At 34.6% G+C, this 17,624-nt stretch carries 17 protein-coding genes; 16 read left to right on the top strand and 1 reads right to left on the bottom strand.

Going from position 1 to position 17,624, the window contains the following annotated elements; translation table 11 throughout:
- Positions 1-65 precede the first annotated feature (65 nt).
- The 14 genes from qoxA (at position 66) to ACWNMZ_RS00720 (ending at position 15,294) form a co-directional block, all read left to right on the top strand.
- The gene (qoxA, locus tag ACWNMZ_RS00785) at positions 66-995 is read left to right on the top strand and encodes a cytochrome aa3 quinol oxidase subunit II (protein WP_031536245.1); all 930 of its coding nucleotides are present in this window, start codon (positions 66-68) and stop codon (positions 993-995) included.
- Positions 985-2,937 carry a cytochrome aa3 quinol oxidase subunit I gene (gene qoxB, locus ACWNMZ_RS00780; protein WP_109767898.1) on the top strand — a complete coding sequence of 651 codons (1,953 nt, stop codon included), beginning with the start codon at positions 985-987 and terminating at the stop codon, positions 2,935-2,937. Before qoxA ends, qoxB begins: the two co-directional genes overlap by 11 nt.
- Positions 2,937-3,539: a cytochrome aa3 quinol oxidase subunit III gene (gene qoxC / locus ACWNMZ_RS00775; protein WP_035416157.1), complete on the top strand. Its 603-nt coding sequence runs from the start codon at positions 2,937-2,939 to the stop codon at positions 3,537-3,539. Before qoxB ends, qoxC begins: the two co-directional genes overlap by 1 nt.
- A gap of 6 nt (positions 3,540-3,545) precedes the next feature.
- A complete protein-coding gene (qoxD, locus tag ACWNMZ_RS00770) occupies positions 3,546-3,851 on the top strand; it encodes a cytochrome aa3 quinol oxidase subunit IV (protein WP_031536248.1) in 306 nt (101 codons plus the stop codon).
- A 295-nt stretch (positions 3,852-4,146) separates the two neighbouring features.
- A complete protein-coding gene (locus ACWNMZ_RS00765) occupies positions 4,147-5,103 on the top strand; it encodes an ABC transporter permease (RefSeq protein ID WP_109767905.1) in 957 nt (318 codons plus the stop codon).
- A complete protein-coding gene (locus ACWNMZ_RS00760) occupies positions 5,090-6,046 on the top strand; it encodes an iron chelate uptake ABC transporter family permease subunit (protein WP_031536250.1) in 957 nt (318 codons plus the stop codon). Before ACWNMZ_RS00765 ends, ACWNMZ_RS00760 begins: the two co-directional genes overlap by 14 nt.
- Complete coding sequence (locus tag ACWNMZ_RS00755) at positions 6,040-6,798, top strand: iron ABC transporter ATP-binding protein (protein WP_109767899.1); 759 nt, start codon at positions 6,040-6,042, stop codon at positions 6,796-6,798. Before ACWNMZ_RS00760 ends, ACWNMZ_RS00755 begins: the two co-directional genes overlap by 7 nt.
- Positions 6,799-7,080: 282 nt before the next feature.
- Positions 7,081-8,037, top strand: a complete 957-nt coding sequence (locus ACWNMZ_RS00750) for a siderophore ABC transporter substrate-binding protein (RefSeq protein ID WP_031536252.1) — start codon at positions 7,081-7,083, stop codon at positions 8,035-8,037.
- Between the two features lie 187 nt (positions 8,038-8,224).
- The gene (locus tag ACWNMZ_RS00745) at positions 8,225-9,214 is read left to right on the top strand and encodes a Gfo/Idh/MocA family protein (RefSeq protein WP_109767900.1); all 990 of its coding nucleotides are present in this window, start codon (positions 8,225-8,227) and stop codon (positions 9,212-9,214) included.
- A 41-nt stretch (positions 9,215-9,255) separates the two neighbouring features.
- Complete coding sequence (locus tag ACWNMZ_RS00740; RefSeq protein ID WP_109767901.1) at positions 9,256-10,152, top strand: ROK family protein; 897 nt, start codon at positions 9,256-9,258, stop codon at positions 10,150-10,152.
- Between the two features lie 199 nt (positions 10,153-10,351).
- A complete protein-coding gene (locus ACWNMZ_RS00735; protein ID WP_048716883.1) occupies positions 10,352-11,038 on the top strand; it encodes a response regulator transcription factor in 687 nt (228 codons plus the stop codon).
- Positions 11,028-12,449 carry a sensor histidine kinase gene (locus ACWNMZ_RS00730; protein ID WP_048716880.1) on the top strand — a complete coding sequence of 474 codons (1,422 nt, stop codon included), beginning with the start codon at positions 11,028-11,030 and terminating at the stop codon, positions 12,447-12,449. Before ACWNMZ_RS00735 ends, ACWNMZ_RS00730 begins: the two co-directional genes overlap by 11 nt.
- Before the next feature lie 282 nt (positions 12,450-12,731).
- The gene (locus tag ACWNMZ_RS00725; protein WP_251627855.1) at positions 12,732-14,222 is read left to right on the top strand and encodes a S1C family serine protease; all 1,491 of its coding nucleotides are present in this window, start codon (positions 12,732-12,734) and stop codon (positions 14,220-14,222) included.
- A 187-nt stretch (positions 14,223-14,409) separates the two neighbouring features.
- The gene (locus ACWNMZ_RS00720) at positions 14,410-15,294 is read left to right on the top strand and encodes a peptidylprolyl isomerase (RefSeq protein WP_031536259.1); all 885 of its coding nucleotides are present in this window, start codon (positions 14,410-14,412) and stop codon (positions 15,292-15,294) included.
- 98 nt (positions 15,295-15,392) lie between these two features.
- On the opposite strand, the gene def is transcribed toward ACWNMZ_RS00720, so the two are convergent.
- Complete coding sequence (gene def, locus ACWNMZ_RS00715) at positions 15,393-15,974, bottom strand: peptide deformylase (RefSeq protein WP_031536260.1); 582 nt, start codon at positions 15,972-15,974, stop codon at positions 15,393-15,395.
- Between the two features lie 223 nt (positions 15,975-16,197).
- On the opposite strand from def, the gene ACWNMZ_RS00710 reads away from it, so the two are divergent.
- Both ACWNMZ_RS00710 and ACWNMZ_RS00705 read left to right on the top strand, forming a co-directional pair.
- The gene (locus tag ACWNMZ_RS00710; RefSeq protein WP_031536261.1) at positions 16,198-16,920 is read left to right on the top strand and encodes a hypothetical protein; all 723 of its coding nucleotides are present in this window, start codon (positions 16,198-16,200) and stop codon (positions 16,918-16,920) included.
- A gap of 446 nt (positions 16,921-17,366) precedes the next feature.
- Positions 17,367-17,603 (top strand): hypothetical protein, encoded by a 237-nt coding sequence (locus ACWNMZ_RS00705; RefSeq protein WP_031536262.1) that lies wholly within the window; start codon positions 17,367-17,369, stop codon positions 17,601-17,603.
- Positions 17,604-17,624: the final 21 nt, after the last annotated feature.

The following is a 17,624-nucleotide window of genomic DNA, read 5'->3' as shown; positions in this document are numbered from 1 at the left end:
TGTCTAAATATCGAACATTCTGTGAATAGTTTAACATTTGAACTTAAACGGAAGGAGCTGTACAAATGAAAAAGGGAATTTTAGTTTCACTTTTAGCAATTGTACCACTATTCATTTTAAGCGGTTGTGAATCGATGGTTGTATTTGATCCACAAGGTCCTGTTGCTAGAAGTATTACAGACTTGATTAACTGGTCTATTGTATTAATGGCTTTTGTTTGTCTAGTAGTTTTTGGACTATTTGGCTACATAGTTTGGAAATATCGCGCAACGAAAGACAATGCGGATTATGAACCAGAAGAACATGGAAGTACAAAGCTTGAGATTGTTTGGACTGTAATCCCATTTCTAATTATTATTGCATTAACGATTCCGACTGTAAAAACAATTTATGCATTAGAGGATATTCCAGAGGATTATAAAGATCAAGATCCTATTGTAATTAATGTAACTTCTGCTGACTGGAAGTGGATTTTTAGCTATCCAGAAGAAGGAATTGAAACAGTCAACTATGTAAATATCCCTGCTGGTGTACCAGTGGAGTTTAAATTAACTTCTGCTGGAACAATGCAATCATTCTGGATTCCTGCATTAGCTGGCCAGAAGTACACAATGTATGGGGCTGAAACAGATCTTTATGTTGTGGCTGATAACCCAGGTAGTTATGAAGGGCAAAATACAAGCTTTAACGGTAAAGGCTATGCGGAGATGAAATTTGAAGTTGAAGCAAAAACCTTAGCGGACTATGATGAATGGGTAGATGAAGTAAAAGAAACTGCCCCTGAATTAACTGAGGAAAAATATAAAGAAATTATTAAGCCGACACATTTAGGCCGTATGACTTTCTCTAATACTCATTTAGAGTGGATTGATCACGGGAAAGGTGGAGACTCAAACTATTATTTAAATCCTGAGCTATATCGAGTTCATGGATATCCAGGTAAAACTTTTGAAAAGAACGAAGAGTCAAACGGGGGTGAAGAGGATGCACATTAAGTGGGAACATATCGTTATTACTGGTGATCCCCTCATATTATCTGCTCAAATAGGTATTACGCTAACAATGCTTGCCATTGTAGTTGGTGTCACCTATTTTAAGAAATGGCAATATCTATGGGATGAATGGATAACAACGGTTGATCACAAAAAAATCGGTATTATGTATATTATCGTAGCCGTATTAATGTTCTTCCGTGGTGGAGTAGATGGTTTGATGATGAAATATCAAACCTCAGCACCTGAAATGGATTTTTTAGATGCACAGCATTACAATGAAGTATTTACAACACACGGTGTTATCATGATTCTTTTTATGGCGATGCCTGCGTTGATTGGACTAATGAACGTAGTAATTCCTTTACAAATTGGTGCACGTGATGTTGCATTCCCACAATTAAATGCATTAAGCTTCTGGCTAACATTTAGTGGTGCAATGTTATTCAATATTTCTTTCGTAATTGGTGGATCACCTGATGCAGGATGGACATCCTATTTCCCTCTTGCTGGGAAAGAATTTACGCCAGGGGTTGGAAATAACTTCTATGCCATTGCCTTGCAGATTGCAGGTATAGGTACGTTAATGACAGGTATCAACTTTGTTGTTACGATCCTAAAAATGCGTGCAAAAGGGATGACATTAATGAAAATGCCAATGTTCACTTGGACTTCATTAATTACAAACGTTATTATTGTATTTGCATTCCCAATCTTAACTGTTGCACTAGCATTAATGACATTTGACCGTTTATTCGGAACACATTTCTTCACGATTTCCGGTGGAGGAAATGCGATGTTATGGAATAACTTATTCTGGTTATGGGGACATCCTGAGGTTTATATCGTAATCTTGCCTGCTTTCGGTATGTTCTCAGAAGTAATTGCGACTTTCTCAAGAAAACGTCTATATGGTTATAATTCAATGATTATATCTATTGTAGGTATTGCTATCTTAAGTATGGTTGTATGGGTTCACCATTTCTACACGATGGGGTCTGGACCTGTTGTAAACTCTGTATTCTCGATTACGACAATGTTAATTGCAGTTCCGACTGGGGTTAAGATTTTCAACTGGTTATTTACAATGAGAAAAGGGCGAATTCAATTTACAACAGCTATGCTATGGTCGCTTGCATTTATTCCAACCTTTACAATTGGTGGGGTAACTGGAGTTATGCTTGCAATGGCTGCAGCAGACTATCAATATCATAATACATTATTCTTAGTAGCTCACTTCCACTATGTATTAATACCAGGTGTAGTGTATGCAGTATTTGCTGGTTTCTATTACTGGTGGCCAAAAATGTTCGGTTATGCTTTAAATGAGCGTTTAGGAAAATGGCATTTCTGGTTATTTAATATTGGTTTTAACGTAACATTTATGCCAATGTTCTTCTTAGGTTTACAAGGAGCAGTAAGACGTTCTTATACTTTCTCTGCAGAATCTGGATTTGCACCATTGTTCATGCTTTCCGCAATCGGATCTCTTATTCTTGCTGCGGGATTTGCAGTACTTGTTTATAACATTTACTATAGCACTCGTTATGCAGATAGAAAGATTTCAACAGATCCATGGGATGCAAGAACATTAGAATGGCATACAGCTTCTCCAGTTCAGCCATATAACTTCGCTATCACTCCAGAAGTAAAAGCATTAGATGCATTCTGGTATATGAAGAAAAATAAAGAAGGCTTAGTTTTAAAAGAAGAAGAGTTAGAAGAAATACACATGCCGAGCAACTCTTGGTTGCCATTCTATATGTGTGCAATATTTGGTGTAGTTGGTTTCTTACTAGTATTTGAATTGTTTATTCCAGCTGCAATCTGTAGTTTAGGTATTTTTGTTGGCTTAATAATTCGTTCTTTTGATTATGACGAAGGTTACCATATTAAACTGGATGTTATTAAGAAAACGGAACGTGCATGGAGAGGTGAGAAATAATGGCAAAAGTCGATAAGTCTTTACCACTAGAATATCAGACAGAGCAAAGCCGTTTAAATATTCTAGGCTTCTGGATCTTCCTTGGTGCGGAGGTTGTATTATTCGCTACCTTGTTTGCAGCCTATGGATCTTTAAAGGATAACTTTGCAGGCGGGCCTACTCCAGCTGAATTATTTAAATTAAAAGATGTCATGATTGAAACACTTTTACTATTAACAAGTAGTTTCACTTGTGGGATTGCCATATGGTATATGCGTCGCCAGAATTTAAAAGGATTATTAACTTGGTTAATTATCACTTTGGCATTAGGTGCAGGGTTCGTTTTTGTGGAAGTAAATGAGTTTATTCATTATGTACATGAAGGTGCAACAATGCAGACAAGTGCATTCCTTTCTTCGTTCTTTGTATTGCTTGGAACGCATGGATTGCACGTATCCATAGGTATTGGCTGGGCAATATTAATTATTATTCAATTAATGAAGCATGGTTTAACACCAACAACAGCTCGTAAGACATTTATTATAAGTTTATACTGGCACTTCTTAGACGTTGTGTGGATTTTCATCTTCACATTCGTTTATCTTGCTAGAATGGGAGGGTAATTAAAGATGGCAAAAAATCATGAAAATGAAAAATTTCCAATTGGTCATATTGCAGGTTTTATTGTTTCTTTATTACTTACCTTCGCAGCTGTAGGAGCTAAGTTATATACAGATCTTCCAATGATAACTGTTATGTGGATTATCGGTGCATTGGCTGTCATTCAAGCCATTCTTCAACTGTTTATGTTTATGCATCTTACAGAAGGAGAAGGACAAGTACAAACTATAAATATCGTTTATGCTTTCTTCTGCGCAATCGTAGTAGCAGGAGGAACTATTTGGGTAATGACATCAGGACATGTGCATTACTAATAAAGCGTTATGTGAAAGAGGTCTCCATTGGAGGTCTCTTTTTTTGCATTCGAGCGGAACGGAACGACAGCATGCTTAATTAAGTATTTTTATGGTGATGCTAAACCATGACAAAGTAACTAGGTAATCAGCATCATTCTTTTTTAAATTTTGTGATAAATCTATCAGGTCTTTGAAAAAGCATTGACGAGCTGGAAAAAGATGATAAAATAAAGAAAGAATCTAAATGATAATGAAAATCATTTACGACTAAGTAGGGGAGTGAGGAAAGAGAGTAGTATTACTCAATAGCGTGATGAAAATAAAGTATTTATTTATATTGTTAATAGTCTTATCTATCATCTCCCTATTTGTTGGAGTCATTGATATTCACCCAAAAAATATTTTTCATTTAACAGCAGATCAAAAAGAAATTCTTTTGATTAGCAGATTTCCACGCCTAATCAGCATTATCATTGCCGGCGTTAGCCTAAGCATTTGTGGCCTCATTATGCAGCAAATATCGAGAAATAAATTTGTTTCTCCTACGACAGCTGGTACGATGGATTGGGCAAGGTTGGGGATATTGGTCGCTCTAATGCTTTTTACAGGAGAGAGCCCGATTGTAAAAATGATAATAGCATTCGTATTTGCACTTTGTGGCACATTTTTGTTTATGCGAATACTGAATATGATTAAATTCAAAGATGCTATCTTTATTCCATTAATTGGTCTAATGCTTGGAAATATTGTAAGTTCCATTACCACTTTTTTTGCGATGAAATATGATTTAATACAAAATATGTCTTCATGGTTGCAAGGAGATTTTTCCTTAATCATGGCCGGGAGATACGAGCTTCTTTACATAAGTATTCCGGTAGTAATTATTGCCTATCTATATGCAAATAAATTTACGATTGCTGGAATGGGTGAAGACTTTTCCATTAATCTTGGACTAAATCACAAAAGAGTGGTGAATATAGGATTAATCATCGTTGCACTAGTATCTTCTGTTGTATTACTGACAGTAGGAATGATTCCATTTCTTGGCCTAATTATTCCAAATATTGTTTCTTTATACCGAGGAGATAATTTAAAAAACAGCTTAACGCATACAGCATTACTTGGCGCAGTATTTGTATTATTCTGTGATATTCTGGGAAGAGTGATTATTTATCCATATGAAATTTCGATTGGTGTGATGGTTGGAGTCATCGGAAGTGGTATCTTCCTGTATTTACTTTTAAGGAGAAAGACTTATGAAGCAGCCTAAGATAAAACTTATTGTACTGGCCGTTCTAGCGATTCTACTAATTGCTATATTTATGTTAATCAAAGTCAGTAGCAATAATTGGGAATACGTCATTCCCCGCCGAGCTATAAAAATTGTTGCCATTCTTTTAACTGGTGGCTGCATTGCCTTTACTTCAATGATATTCCAAACCATTACAAATAACCGAATATTAACGCCAAGTATTTTAGGGTTAGATTCCCTTTATCTATTTATTCAAACCGCTGTTGTTTTCCTTTTTGGCTCAAGCACGATGACGATGATGAATAGCAACATAAACTTCTTAGTGTCTGTTGTATTAATGGTTCTTTTTTCAAGTATCCTTTATAAGCTTTTCTTTAATAGAGAAGACCAAAACATTTTATTATTACTGTTAATTGGAATTGTAATGGGGAGCTTTTTCTCTAGTGTTTCATCCTTTATGCAAGTATTAATTGATCCAAATGAGTTTCTGATTATTCAAGATAAAATGTTTGCAAGTTTTAATAATATAAATACCAATATTTTAACGATCAGTCTTATTATCGTCGCAGTAGTGTCTATCTATGTTACAAGATATAGTCGCTTCTTTGACGTCATGTCTTTAGGAAGAGACCAGGCTATTAACTTAGGGATTGACTATGAGAAGGTAGTGCGCAATATGTTAATTGTAGTATCTATCCTTGTATCTGTTGCGACGGCATTAGTTGGTCCAATTACCTTTCTCGGGTTACTGGTTGTCAACTTAGCTCGTGAGTTTTTGAAAACATATAAGCACAGTACCTTGATTACTGGATCTATTCTATTGAGCATTATTTCTTTAGTTGGTGGGTTACTGATTGTAGAACGAGTATTTACATTTTCAACAACTATCAGTGTGATCATTAACTTTGTAGGTGGAGTGTATTTTATCTATTTATTACTAAAGGAGAGAAGAGCATGGTAGAGGTAAAGAACATTACGAAACAATATAGTGGGAAAAAAGTGCTTGATAATGTATCTCTTTCTGTAGAAAAAGGAAAAATCACTTCTTTTATTGGACCGAATGGCGCTGGGAAAAGTACATTGCTTTCTATTATTAGTCGCTTAATTAAAGCAGACAGTGGAGATGTCATAATAGATGGCCAGCATATTGATAAAGCAAAAAGCAATGACCTTGCAAAGAAAATTTCTATATTAAAACAAGCAAACAATATCAATCTTCGCTTAACAATAAGAGAGCTTGTAAGCTTTGGGAGATTTCCTTATTCACAAGGAAAACTGACAGATTTAGATGAAAAAATGGTAGATGAAGCCATTAAGTATATGGAATTAGAGGATATGCAGCATAAATACTTAGATCAGCTAAGCGGTGGACAAAAGCAAAGAGCTTATATCGCAATGGTAGTTGCCCAAGATACAGAATATATCCTTTTGGATGAACCGCTAAATAATTTAGATATGAAGCACTCTGTGCAAATTATGAAAGTGCTAAGAAGATTAGTAGAAGAGCTGGGAAAAACGGTAGTAATTGTTATCCATGATATTAATTTTGCATCTGTTTATTCAGATAATATCGTTGCATTAAAGAATGGCAAAATCGTCAATGATGGACCAGCTAAAAAGATAATCAATCGAAAAGTATTAAAAAACATTTATGAAATGGATATGCAAATTGAAGAAATTAATAATCAACGAATATGCGTTTATTTTGCATAGAAAAAGATTTTGACTATTGATAAATGATTGGTTCATTGTAGAAAAGAAGCTAATGGTGGAAGAAAAATAGAAAGGGGGCAGTGTAATTATGGCTGACTTAACTAAGTCCCTTCGCCAGAAGAAACCATAATAACACTACCATTAGAATTAGCAAAATCCCTAATCATTCTAGGAAAATGAGGAAGGAAAGATGCTAATAATACCTTATCATAGGTTATTCTGTCTTTAAATGCAATGTATTCAATTTAATTTATATATTAAATTTATAGAGGTGTTTATCGAATGAAGAAAAAGCTTTCCCTATTATTATTAACATTCGTTCTTGCAGTATTAGCTGCATGTGGCAATACAGAAAAATCAAATGCAGAAGCAGATTCAAGTAAGAATAGCGAAGAGCCGGCAGAAATTAAAGTAACCCATGAATTAGGGGAAGACACAGTTCCGGTCAATCCTAAGAAAGTTGTAGCTTTTGATTTTGGAGTTTTAGATACATTAGAAAAATTAGGAATAGAAGTAGCGGGTGTTCCACAAGCAAACATTCCCCCATATCTTTCTAAATATGAAGATTCAAAGTATGCAAATGTAGGAAGTTTAAAGGAACCAGATTTTGAAGCAATTAGTGAATTATCACCAGATGTTATTTTTATCTCTGGAAGACAGTCAGCTGCTTATGAAGAATTGAAAAAAATTGCTCCAACTGTATATGTCGGTGTTGATACAACAGACTATATGAATTCATTTAAGCATAATATGAATCTTATTGGCGATATTTTTGATAAGAAACAAGAAGTGGCAGATGAACTAGCAAAAATTGAGGAGGATATTGCTGCCATTAATGAAAAAGCAAAAACGATAGATGGTAAATCATTAATCGTATTAGTAAATGACGGAAGCTTAAGTGCTTATGGGAAAAACTCTCGGTTCGGGATTATTCATGATGTATTAGGCTTAGCTCCAGCAGATGAAAATATTGAGGCATCTACACATGGACAAAAGGTTACATTTGAATATCTAGCAGAAAAAAATCCAGCTTACTTATTTGTCATTGATAGAGGAGCAGTTGTTGGTGGAGAATCTTCAGGTGAGAAGACGCTTGATAATAAGTTAGTAAATGGCATTGATGCAGCTAAAAATGATCATATTATCTATCTAGATCCAAATTACTGGTACCTATCAGGCGGAGGACTGCTATCAACAAGTGAAATGGTAAAAGAAATTTCAGAAGCGATTTCAGAATAAAGAAGGAGAATCCAGTAAGTATGCTACTTGCTGGATTCTTTTTTGTGTAAGGATAAAACAATTTTGCAAGGATATAGAACCATTTTCAAAAGATAAAAATGCTAGCTGATAGTTGCTTTTTTAGCGACTTCCATCCAAAATAAAAGAAAGATGGGAAGATTTCATCGAATAGGAGGATCTACATTTTATGACGATTAGATTTGGAATCATCGGCACGAATTGGATTACAGAATCTTTTATTGAGGCGGCTAGTGAAATAGCAGACTTTCAATTAACAGCGGTATATTCTAGAACGGAAGATAAAGCAAAAACGTTTGCTGATAAGTATCGGGCAGATTATACATACACAGATTTAGAAGAAATGGCAAAAAGCGATACAATCGATGCTGTATATATTGCTAGTCCTAATGCCTATCATGCAGAACAGGCTATCGTTTTTTTGAAAAATAAAAAGCATGTTTTAACAGAGAAAGCGATGGCTTCTAATGCACGTGAAGTGAGACAGATGATGGAGGTTGCCAAGGAAAATAATGTCTTATTAATGGAAGCATTAAAAACAACTTTCCTTCCTAACTTTCAAGTTATTCAAAAGAATTTACATAAAGTCGGAAAAATCCGTCGTGCATTTGTAAGCTATTGTCAGTATTCTTCACGATATGATGCTTATAAAGAAGGAACGGTATTAAATGCATTTAAGCCAGAATTATCAAATGGATCACTAATGGACATTGGTGTTTATTGTCTTTATCCAATGGTAGCTCTGTTTGGAAGGCCAGAGGAAATTAAAGCAAATAGTTTCTTACTAGATTCAGGGGTAGATGGAGAAGGAAGCATCATTTTAAGCTATTCTGATATGGATGTACTATTGATGTATTCAAAAATCACCAATTCCTATATTCCATCCGAAATTCAAGGGGAAGAAGGAAACATATTAATTCAACAATTCAGCACACCTACAAAGGTAGAATTTATCCCGCGTAAAGGGGAAAAAGAGGATCTGACGGTTTCACAAAAGCCAGCTTCGATGTATTATGAGGCGAAGGAATTTATTGAATTGATTAAAGCGGGGAAAATAGAATCTTCTGTGAACACTTATGATGTTTCTTTAACGGTCATGGAAATTATGGACGAGGTAAGAAAGCAAACAGGAGTTGTTTTTCCAGCAGATAAACAGTAAATAAGCAAATAAATCTAGTCATTCATAAGGAGAGAAGATTCATGACATTATATGGTGCGATTGAAGCAGGCGGAACAAAATTTGTCTGTGCAGTAGGAGATGCAAAAGGGGAAATTAAAGAACGAATTTCCATTCCAACGACGACCCCTGAAGAAACAATGCCAGAGGTAATTGCCTTTTTTAAAAGGTTTCCTATTGAAGCAATTGGAATCGGGTCATTTGGTCCAATTGATGTGGATAAAAATAGTCCTACTTATGGAAATATCACAACTACGCCTAAACTAGCTTGGAAGGACTATTCATTATTAAAAGCAATAGAGGATGAATTTTCTGTTCCAACTGGTTTTAATACAGATGTAAATGTTGCTGCGCTAGGAGAGGCAAAGTTAGGTGCTGCTAAAGGAGTAGATAATTGTTTATATATTACCATTGGTACAGGCATTGGTGCTGGTGCGTATGTTAATGGCGAATTATTGCAAGGTTTGACACATCCAGAAATGGGACATATTTTAGTCAGAAGACATCCAGAAGATATGTACAAAGGGAGATGCCCATACCATGCAGATTGTTTAGAAGGGTTAGCTGCAGGACCAGCAATTGAAGAAAGATGGGGCGAGAAGGCTATTCATTTAAGTGACAAGGAAAGTGTATGGGAAATGGAGGGCTATTATATTGCACAGGCACTCATGCAATATATCCTTATTCTATCCCCTAAAAAAATCATCCTTGGCGGAGGTGTTATGAATCAGGAGCATGTGTTAACACATGTATATCGCCATTTGAGCGAACTTTTAAATGGGTATGTTTCCTATCCAGAAGTCCAAGACAAGATGAATGAATATATTGTTAGACCAGGATTAGGAGATAATGCCGGCATCACAGGAGGGCTACTTCTCGCAGAAAAAGTATTGGAAGAAAGTAAGGCAGAAGTTAACTAAATAAGTTAATTTAGTAGACCATTTAAAGGAGGAATCTTTTAGATGGTCTTTTTTGTGTCTATGTACAAATGTCTTTTTTAAAATATGAACGAACTATTTCCTAACCTTTAACAATCCATTAAATAGGAAGGTAAGCTATTGCTTCTATTAGTAAAAGCGGCTTTAATTAGTAAAAAGCAGATAAAATAGGAGAGTACTTATGGATATTTTAGTAATAGAAGATAATAAAAGTGTTTGTTCCATGCTGGAAATGTTTTTTATGAAGGAGGGCTTTCAGGTAACCTTTCTTTCTAACGGCTTGGAAGGATATAAACATTTGAAGCAAAATAAATATGATATGATTATTTTAGACTGGATGCTTCCAGATTTAGATGGTATAACAGTTTGTCGCAAAATAAGAGAAACAGATAAAGAGACACCTATTATTATGTTAACAGCAAAGGATGGGGAATCAGATCAAGTACTTGGGCTAGAAATGGGAGCAGATGATTATGTTACAAAGCCCTTTAGTCCACTAGCCTTAATTGCAAGAATAAAGGCAATTTGGAGAAGAAAGTCTAATGAAGAAGATGGAAGCGGAAATGCAATTATTAAAGTAAATAAAGAAACGAGAGAAGTATTGATTGATGATCGACCAATATTGGGATTAACACCAAAAGAATTTGATTTACTTTCATTCTTTGTTCAGCACCCTAAACAAGTGTTTTCCAGAGAACAGATATTACAGCAAGTATGGGGATTTCAGTTTTATGGAGATGATCGTACGGTTGATGTCCATATTAAAAGACTCAGAAGAAAAATAGGAAGAGATAGTCAGCCCTTTTTACATACAGTATGGGGTGTAGGATATAAATTCGATGAAACGGTGGTAGTACATGAGAATTAAATACATCTATCAGCAGCTAATAAGTCATTTAAGTGTCATTCTGGTGGCACTATTAGTATTAAGCTTGGTTTTTTCCCATTATATAGAGAAATTAGTATTTTCGATGAAAGCAGATGAATTACAGGGCTATGGATATAATATTGTTCAAGATGTTCAAGGAGCGGATCTATGGTCTGCTTCCACGTATTCAACTTTATTACGTTATTCCGAAGAGCTGAAGGGGACAGGAATAACGATAGGCATATTTAATACACAACGAAACCGGATTTGGTCTTTCGGAAAAGATTTGGATATCAATATTACTACGGCAGAGTGGGATGAAATAAAAGACGGAAGTAGCACGGTTATTAAGCCTAGTACAAGAAGAGGAGATCAAGAGGTAGCACTTGTTGCGATTCCATACTCTGTTAATGATGTTGTTGTGGGTGGAATTATTTTAACATCTCCTCTTGTAGAATCGAAAGAAATGATTCAAGAAATTAATCGCTATTTGATTTATATTCTCTTCTTAGTTTTTGCAATTGCTTTATTAATGAGTTTCATTTTTTCAAGGGTGCATGTTAAGCGGATAAAAAAGCTCCAGGAAGCTACAAGTCATGTTGCAGAAGGGGATTATAGTGTAAAAGTATCATCCTCTACTTTTGATGAGATAGGGGAACTAGGTCAAGATTTTAATCAGATGGTAGATAGACTAAGAGAATCAAAAGAAGCAATAGATGCGTTAGAAAATCGGCGCCGACAATTTATGTCTGATGTTTCACACGAATTAAAGACTCCTTTAACAACGATAAGCGGCGTGATTGAGGGCTTAAATAATAATATGATACCAGAAAATGAGCGGGATAAAGGACTCAAACTAATTAGCCAAGAAGCAAAAAGACTTATCCGGCTAGTAAATGAAAATCTTGATTATGATAAAATTCGCTCCAATCAGATTGTTTTAATGAAGGAATTCATTTCCCTTGAAGAAGTTTTGGAGATTATTTATGAGCAGCTATCCTTTCTAGCAGAGGAAAAGGATGTAAAAATCTATGTAGAAGTCGATCACGATGCGGTAATTTATGCAGATTATGATCGTTTAATCCAAATCTTAATGAACATTACGAAGAATAGCATTCAGTTTACTGAAAATGGAAGCATTTGGCTGAGTGGCCGAATGGAATCCGACAGAACAATCATTGAGGTTAAGGATACTGGCATTGGAATAGATGCGCATGAAATAGAAAATATTTGGAAGAGATTTTATAAAGCAGATCTCTCAAGGACGAATAATCCATATGGAGAATTTGGACTTGGTTTATCGATTGTTAAACAATTAGTGCAGTTCCATGAAGGGGATATTCAAGTAACGAGTGAAAAAGGGAAAGGAACAACCTTTACCATTTTCTTTCCACTTCCACAGGAAAAGTGACGGTGCTAAATTCATTTGTATAGCATAGGCTGAATGGGGCTCATTGTTGCGAGTCACTTAAGTTCTAATATCCACTTAGCAGAAAAGCTAGAGATTAGTACTCAAAGGATATTTAGGAGGAATGGAATTGTTCCGAAATTCTTCTATGTCTTTTCAAATTTTGTTCATAATTTATTCATATATATTGGTTACTATGTATGTATAAAGACGTTAATTGAAATGAAAAGAAAATAAATTAATGGAAATAATTGTTCGAAATTAGAAATAGGAGGAGAACAAAAGATGAGTGATTATGAAAAAAGAAATGAATGGGAGAAAGAACTGCCAGAAGATAATCAACTGAACTTAAATACAGATGATTCTTCTGAAAAGAAGCAAGAACAAGCAAATGAGGAGGAGCCAAAACTTAAAGAGGAAACAGATATGCGACAAGAATCAGAACAGCCTATTTTATCTTCTGATATAGATGAACATATCCGTCTTGATAAAGAAGAGATGGAGGAAGTGAAAGCTACGGAACAAGCAATCGCAAGTTCAACTGAAGAAGGTAGAACAGAAAGAGCCCAATTCAATAGTAAAAAAGGTAATTCAAAAGCAAAAGGTTTCTTCTCTTTGTTGGCAGCAGGTATAGTAGGTTCCGCCTTAACTTTTTTTACAATTCCATATACTGATTTGTACAATGATTCTTATGATAAGCTGGAAAAGCAAGTGTCTGAGCTTTCTACTAAAGTGGAAAGCAAGCAAACAGGAGCCATTACAGCCAATACAACAGCCAATACAACAACTAGTGATGGGACAGTAGCTATTGCTGATATGGTAGAAGCTTCTTCTAAAGCAATCGTTGGAATTGAAAACCTTCAACAGCAACAGTCAAATCCATTTTCAGAAGAATCCAGTGATGTGGAGTCTGGGTCAGGTTCTGGCATAATTTTCAAAAAGGATGATCAGTATGCATATATTGTAACAAATAACCATGTTATTGAAGGGGCAAATTCATTAGAAATCTCTCTATATAGTGGAGAGAAAACGGATGCAAAATTGATTGGCGCAGATGCTTTAACCGATTTAGCTGTCGTAAGAATTGATGCCAAATATGCAACAGATGTCATTAATTTTGGAGATTCTTCTACACTAAGACCTGGAGATCAAGTATGGGCAATTGGTAATCCCCTTGGCTTAGAGCTATCTAGAACGGTAACACAAGGAATTGTTAGTGCGGTAGAACGAAGCATAACGGTTAATACATCTGCAGGCGATTGGGAATTCAATGTAATCCAAACAGATGCAGCGATAAATCCTGGTAATAGCGGAGGAGCTCTTATTAATTCTTCAGGAGAGGTAATAGGGATTAACAGTTTAAAAATTGCTGATTCTGGTGTAGAAGGATTAGGATTCGCAATCCCAAGTAATGATCTTATACCAATAGTAAATGATATTATTGAAAAAGGAAAAGTAGAGCGACCATATCTTGGGGTAGGATTAGCGAGCTTAGAGGAAGTTCCTAGAATGTATTTACAAGACCTACCAAACGAGGTTTCAGAAGGAGTAATGATTACAAATATTGATTCGAATTCTGCTGCTGCAGAGGCGGGCTTAAAAGTACAAGATGTGATTGTCTCTATTGATGGGAAAAAAATCACGAATTCAACCGATTTGCGTAAATATCTTTACACAGAAGTGAAAGTAGGAGACAAAGTCGAGTTAGAATTCTATAGAGATGGTAAATCGCAAAAAGTGGAATTAACATTAACAAGTAATAATACAACAAGTTAATCGACACGTTTCATGTGAAACATAAAAAAATTGTCGAAAAAATTCCATCTTATTTTAAAGGTAGGATGGAATTTTTTTAAATCTGTTAATAATTTCGTCATAATTATATGATAATATAATGTAAGAGTTATAATGGGGATATGCTCGTTATATCCAAAATTTTGTGCAGAGAGGATTTTAGCTTAATATGAAAAATAAAAAGGTTCTTATTCCTATTTTAGCGGTAGTACTAGTAGCGTTAATAATAGGAGCGGTTTATTTAACACAGCGAAGTGAAACGGTTGCAACAGTAGATAAGGAAAAAATTACGCAAGAACAATTAAATGAAGAGCTAAATAAGCAATATGGCGCAAGTGTATTAAGTATGATGATTTCTAATAAAGTTGTAGATCTGGAAGCTGATAAGGAAAAAGTGAAAGTAACTGATAAAGAAATCCAAGCAGAATTGGATAAGATGGTTGAACAATACGGTGGACAAGATACCTTTAATACATTATTAGCTCAAAATGGATTAACAGAAGATGTGTTTAAAGAGCAAATTGAGCAAAATTTAAAAGTAACAAAAATTCTTGAGCCTTCTATCGAAATCACAGATGATGAGATTAAAACATACTTTGAAGACAATAAAGAAAGTTTAGACACACCAGAGCAAGTAGAAGCAAGCCATATTTTAGTAGAAGATGAAGAAACAGCTAAAGAAGTGAAGAAGAAGCTAGATGAAGGTGGAGACTTTGCTGAATTAGCGAAAGAATATTCAACCGATACACAAACAAAAGAGAGTGGTGGAGAATTAGGTTATTTCTCTTCAGGACAAATGGTTGAAGAATTTGATAAAGCTGCTTTCGCTATGGATGTAGATGAAATTAGTGATCCAGTGAAAACAGATTATGGATATCATATTATTAAAGTTACTGGCAAACAAGAAGCAAAAGAAGCAACATTAGAAGAGTCAAAAGATCAAATTAAAGAAACATTATTAGATCAAAAAGTACAAGAGCAAGCTAGCACTTGGTTATCGGAGGCAACTGCAAAATATAAGATTGAAAATAAATTAGAAGCTGATGCTGAGTAAATAAAGAGGTTGTGACATAAGTGTCCTAGCCAAAAATTAGAGCCAAACAATTACACGAAAATTTTCGTATAGTTGTTTGGCTTTTTTATGAGCTTTTTTTAATAAAGTGGACTAATATCAACATTCGCAGGCAGCTCAAATGGGTTCTTACCATTGATATGATCAAAAAATAATATCCCATTTAAATGATCTATTTCATGCTGAAAAACGATTGCTTCATAATCCTTCAATTTAATTTTTACTTCTTCCCCATTAATAGTATAAGCTCGAACGGTTATTCTTCGGTAGCGCGGAACATAGCCTACGATTGGTCGATCAATGGAAAGGCAGCCTTCGCTTTCCGGTATAAAGGTCATGGCAGTAGAATGACTAATTATTTTTGGATTAATGAGCATAAATTCCAACGGTTCGCCATGTTCTTGTTTTATATATGCGGCAAACATTCGTTTATTTAATCCAATTTGATTAGCTGAGAGGCCAACACCAGCCCGTAATTGATATTTTTCTGATAGGACAGGATCCTGACTATTTTTCAAGTATTGCAACATGCATTCAAGCTCTTCTCGATCCTCTTTCGTAGGAGGAATCGTAACTTCTTTTGTTTTTTCCCGAAGGATGGGGTCGCCTTCTCTTACGATATCCTCCATTTTTATGATGTAATCTTTTGTAAATTTACTCATGTAATAACTCATCTCCACAAATATTGTATATAAGTAAAATAGCAGAAGGTAGTTAGTATGTCTATTCGTAAAGCATATAAGTAGGTAAATTTGAGTTTTTTGATGGAAAGGTTCTAGCAACAAAACGGTGATAATTTTAGTAGAAAGCTTACATATAAAACAATGAACAGGAAAGGATATAAAAGATATAAAATAATTATCTAAAATGGAAAGGAAGAATAAAATGAAAAAAATGATGCTAATAATGCTAGCTTTTGTAGTAGCATTAACAGGCTTTGGTTCATTGACTAGTGCAGCTCCATCCCTGGCAACACCAGACAAAAAGGAAATATCTCAAGAAGATACACAGTTTTTAAAAGAAATGGCAAAAAGTCTTGGCATTAAAACAGAAGGAAAAGATCCTATTGCAATAAAAAAAGAAATTCATGAGGTATTAATAAAGAAAGAGGCAGAAAAATTAGGAATCAAAACAGAAGGAAAAGATATACAAAAGATAGCGATGGAAGTACATACTGCTCACTTAAAGGAAGAAGCAAAATCGCTTGGAATTAACACAGAAGGAAAAGATGGCAAAACATTGATGAAAGAAGTATTTGAGGCGAAAATTTCGAAAAAGGCTAAAGAGTTAGGAATCGATACAAAAGGAAAGAATATGCAGAAATTGGGTAAAGAGGTTCACGAAAAAATGATTATGGTGGAAGCAGAAAAGCTGAAGATCAAAACAGAAGGAAAGGATTTAAAGCAAATTGCTGATGAGATAAGAGATTCACAAATTATTAGTAAAGCGAAAGAGCTAGGGCTAGATACGAAAAATAAGGAGCCAAAAGAATTATTAAAGGAAATGATGATTAAGCATCCTGAGGAAGTGAAAAAGTTAAAGCTATTTCCATCATATGGGCAACATTTCATGTTTAAAAAGCACCATAAAATGAAACGAGAAGACTAAAAATCAAGCGGAAAAATCACTTATAATGTCAGGTGGTTTTTCTTTTTTATTTATACGTTCTATATATTGAACATATAAACAGGTTACAATTTTTCAAAATTTGGGAAAAGAATAGAAAAAACCAATAATATACAATGTTTGGGCAAAAGGATATTTTCTCCAAAAAAATAGGAAAGGTGACTAAGTGTTCAATATATTGAAATGAATCCTTTGACCTATTAACATACAGAGTTTTGAAACGTTTTATCTATTTTTCAAAAAAAAATAGATAAATACATGTTATTTTCCTGAAGGATTAGTATGCTTAAATTAGCAGACTTAATCAGTAATAATTTATTAATTGAAAATTTACACAAAAATTTTCATAGAAATAGGAAGTAATTATTTAAGGGAAAGAAATCTGTTAAGTACCTGCAGTAAAATGGGAGTAATAGGAGGAATAAAGATTGAAACAATATTCCAAACTACGAATTACGGAAAAAGATGATAATATTTATAAGGCACTGTGTGATTTGTATAAGGAAAAAGGGGAAAAAGTAGGGATTGGACCTACTGAGATTGGAATAAGAGTTGGAAGAGATTCTTATGATGCTTCTGCGTATTGCAATGCATCTTTAAAAAAGCTAATTCATTTCAAAAAAATAGAAAAAGTAGATAGTGGAAAATACATACCAATCGATTAAAAACAGCTGTAGGAAAAACGA

The sequence above is a fragment of the Niallia sp. Marseille-Q9988 genome (assembly GCF_976954375.1).
The sequence above is the reverse complement of the archived record's forward strand: the minus strand, read 5'-3'. Positions and strand labels throughout refer to the sequence as shown.